This window comes from Neoroseomonas soli (genome assembly GCF_018129065.1).
GTDB lineage: Bacteria > Pseudomonadota > Alphaproteobacteria > Acetobacterales > Acetobacteraceae > Neoroseomonas > Neoroseomonas soli.
In genome coordinates this window covers 1-3918 of sequence record NZ_JAAEDM010000159.1, presented here as the reverse complement: position 1 = coordinate 3918, position 3918 = coordinate 1, and the positions used below count along the sequence as shown (strand labels likewise).

Here is a 3918-nt window from a genome sequence, read left to right as displayed (position 1 = left end):
CCATCCACCCGCACTCCGGCTTGCGCATGCGCTCGCCACGTGAGTTCATCGCCACGCAGTCTGCCAATCAAGCCGCATGTCCGGTTTGATGGGGGCCACTCCATCGGCTTCCGCCGAGCTACTGAAGGCCCGCCCATCCTCAGCCTCGACATCCTGTTCTACCGGGCTGCGCGCGTGCCGCTTGCCCTGATCATCGAGGGCTACCGCGTGCTGATGGGCGGGCTGCTGGTCCTGGCACTGGCGAGCCTGCCGGTCTCGTTGTGGCTTGCCTGGCGCCGGCAGGTGGCGGAGCCGTTGCTGGCGGTGGCGCTGGTGGCGGCCGCGGCCGTGGCGTCCCGCGCCTTTCTGATGGGCTGGCTCGACGCGGCGGCGATGCCCGGCATCAACAGCCTCTACATGTGGCCCGCGCAGCCGCCGCTCGCTGTCTTTGCCTTCGTGACGCCGTTCGCCGCCTGGCGGCTCTGGCGCGCGCCACCCCGTAGGAGATCTTCGAGCCCGGCCTGAGCAACTGCACCGCGCGCTGCTCGGACTGAACCGCGCCGGGTTTGTCGGCAACTGCAATCAGGTTGCAGGCGCGGAGCCGCAGTCGGCGCCGGAAGCGGGCATTGCGTCGAGGGCGACGACGAGCCTTCGTGCGGTGGCGGTTAGGCGAAGAGAATGGTCTGAGGATTTGGTTGTGGCGTAGGAAAGCGACCTGCTACCGAACATTCTCTGACCGGCAAGACGCAGGCCGAAGCAACACCAGACCCAACCCCGATGGGACTGCCTGAATTTCGAAGCAGACGGACTGCCCGCCTACCTGCCCGCCCGCCCCCTGCCGCTACAGCAGGAACCACCCTGCCCCCGGTCCGGTCGCCGACTGGATGGTGATCGCGAAATCGGCGACGGAGTCGCCATTCACATCGCCAGCCGCGACGAATACGCCGCCGCCCAATGCCTGCACGCGCAGGTCGCCAGCTGCGCCCGCGAAATTGGCGCCGCGATAGGTGAAGGCCTGGTCGCCCGCGAGGCCGGCGTTCGCGTCAATCGCCCGCAGGTCCACGCGGTCTATGCCCGTCGCCGCTGCGAAGCTGAAGTCTAGGATCAGGTCTGGCGCGGCAACCGTGCTCTCCGCGATGGCGTTGATACGGAACTGGTCGTTGCCTGCGCCGCCGGTCAGCGTGTCCTGCCCGACGTCGCCGATCAGGGTGTCGGCCCCCGCCCCGCCGGTGAGAGTGTCGGCGCCGTCGCCGCCGAGCAGGCTGTCGGCGGCGCTGTTGCCAGTGATGTTGTTGGCCAGGGCGTTGCCGACCAGGGTGTGGGCGATGGCGTTGGTGGCGACGAGGTTCTCCACATTCAGCGTCAGGGTGTAGGCCGCCAGTGTGGTACGCACGGTGTCGACCCCTGCGCCGGCGAACTCGACCACCAGGTCGCCCACTGTCTCCAACAGGTAGGTGTCGTTGTCGGCCCCGCCGATCAGGCGATCGACGCCAGCGCCGCCGACCAGGGTGTCGGCCCCGGTGCCGCCGTTCAGCGTATCAGTGCCATCGCCGCCGAGCAGGCTGTCGGCGGAACTGTTACCGGTGATGCTGTTGGCGAGGGCGTTGCCGACCAGGGTGTGGGCGATGGCGTTGGTGGCGACCAGGTTCTCCACATTCAGCGTCAGGGTGTAGGCCGCCAGTGTGGTACGCACGGTGTCGACCCCTGCGCCGGCAAACTCGACCACCAGGTCGCCGACCGTCTCCACCGCGTAGGTGTCGTTGTCGGCCCCGCCCACCAGGCGGTCGACGCCAGCGCCGCCGACCAGGGTGTCGGCCCCGGTGCCGCCGTTCAGCGTATCAGTGCCATCGCCGCCGAGCAGGCTGTCGGCGGAACTGTTACCGGTGATGCTGTTGGCGAGGGCGTTGCCGACCAGGGTGTGGGCGATGGCGTTGGTGGCGACCAGGTTCTCCACATTCAGCGTCAGGGTGTAGGCCGCCAGCGTGGTGCGCACGCTATCGACGCCCGCGCCGGCAAACTCGACCACCAGGTCGCCGACCGTCTCCACCGCGTAGGTGTCGTTGTCGGCCCCGCCCACCAGGCGATCGATGCCCGCGCCGCCGACCAGCGTATCGGCCCCGGCGCCGCCGGTGAGGGTGTCGGCGCCGTCGCCGCCGAGCAGGCTGTCGGCGGCACCGTTGCCGGTGATGCTGTTGGCCAGGGTGTTGCCGGTCAGAATGTGGGCGATGGCGTTGGTGGCGACCAGGTTCTCCACATTCGCCGTCAGCGTGTAGCTCGCCAGCGTGGTGCGCACGGTGTCGATCCCGGCGCCGGCAAACTCGACCACCAGGTCGCCGACCGTCTCCACCACGTAGGTGTCGTTGTCGGCCCCGCCGACCAGGCGATCGATGCCCGCGCCGCCGACCAGCGTATCGTTGCCGGCCCCACCGTTCAGCGTGTCAGCGCCACCGTTGCCGGTGATGGCGTTGTTCAGAGTGTTGCCCGTCAGCGTATGCGCGATGGCGTTAGTCGCCGTGAGGTTCTCGATATTGACGCCGAGGACAAAGGTGGCGCTCGTGGTACGGACCTCGTCGATACCCTGGTTCAGAAACTCCACCACCACGTCGCCGGCGGAGGTCAGGTAGACATCGTCGCCAAGGCCCCCAATCAGGCGGTCGATGCCATTGCTACCATCGAGCGTATCGTTGCCGGCGCCGCCGTTCAGTGTGTCCGAACCGACATTGCCAGAGATCGCGTTGTTCAGCGCATTGCCAACGAAGCTGCGCGCCCCCGTGCCAATGGCGACGACGTTCTCAACATTGAGGGCCAGGACATGCGTAGCAGCATCCGTGCGAACGGTGTCGATGCCCTGGTTCAGGCCTTCGATCACCACATCGCCGGTGGTGTGGAAGTAGGCATCGTCGCCGGCCCCGCCGATGAGCCGGTCGATACCGGCACCGCCATCGAGGGTGTCGCTGCCAGCGCCGCCGCTGAGTGTATCCGCCCCGCCTTCGCCCTGCAGCTTGTCCGCTCCGTCCCACGCCAGAAGGAGATCGTTGCCAGCCGCACCGGTGAGGGATTCCGTCAGGTTCGAGCCCGCTACCAGCAGGCCGATACTGCCATCGGACGCTGATACACCGAACGTGGCTGAATCGAGATCGGAAAACCGTTCTATCCGTCCGACACCGAAGTGGTTCTGGATCAGTATGCGGGCGCCATCTGAGGCGGTGATTTGGAGGTCGTTGCCAATTCGGATTGCAGAGTTGAGAGCCCCTGCATCGGCAAGGAGCAGCATGTCATCGCCGCTGTCATCGGAGATCGTATCGCTTCCATCGCCGCGCGAGTATGCATAGACGTCGTCGCCTGTTCCCCCACGGAGGAAATCAGCGCCTGCATCACCGCGCACCAGATCGGCACCAGCCAAACCAACGATCTCGTCCGCGGACGCGGAACCCACCAACTGATCCGCGTTGGACGTGCCGCGCATCAATGTGCCACGCGCACTTTCAGGCAAAGTTGCGACATTGACGCCGATCACGACGCCGTCGACCCGGAACTGCCAAGCACGCCCGGTGAGAGCGCCATCGAAATGATTCGTTAATGTGAGCCGATCACCTGCAATACTCTCAACAATGAGATCCGCGCCGACTCGCCTGAAGCTGAGATCACTAGCCATAAGACCACGGAAGTCTACTATGTCGCCAGTTGTCAGATCTTCGATCAGATCAATGCCAAAATTTCCGACAAAATAGTAGAGATCCTGGCCATCTCCACCGACGAATTTGTCGGCCCCCTTCAACGATAGGAAAGTGTCATTGCCTCCGCCGCCATTTGCGGAGCCACCGAACTCGGTCATGACCAGAAGATCATTGTTCTGGTCGCTGCCGGTCAGATGGAATTCCTCGATGCCCGTGACGCGCACGGCGCCGTACCAGCCGTCATTCACAGCGTCCGGCGACC

Annotated in this window: 2 protein-coding genes; one reads left to right on the top strand and one right to left on the bottom strand. The window is 65.7% G+C overall.

Going from position 1 to position 3918, the window contains the following annotated elements; translation table 11 throughout:
* Positions 1-174 precede the first annotated feature (174 nt).
* Entirely contained in the window at positions 175-504 is a 330-nt protein-coding gene (locus tag GXW76_RS24980; protein WP_211864848.1) for a hypothetical protein, read from the top strand.
* Between the two features lie 316 nt (positions 505-820).
* Here GXW76_RS24980 and GXW76_RS24975 read toward each other — a convergent pair whose 3' ends face one another.
* Positions 821-3904, bottom strand: a complete 3084-nt coding sequence (locus tag GXW76_RS24975) for a beta strand repeat-containing protein (protein ID WP_211864847.1) — start codon at positions 3902-3904, stop codon at positions 821-823.
* Positions 3905-3918: the final 14 nt, after the last annotated feature.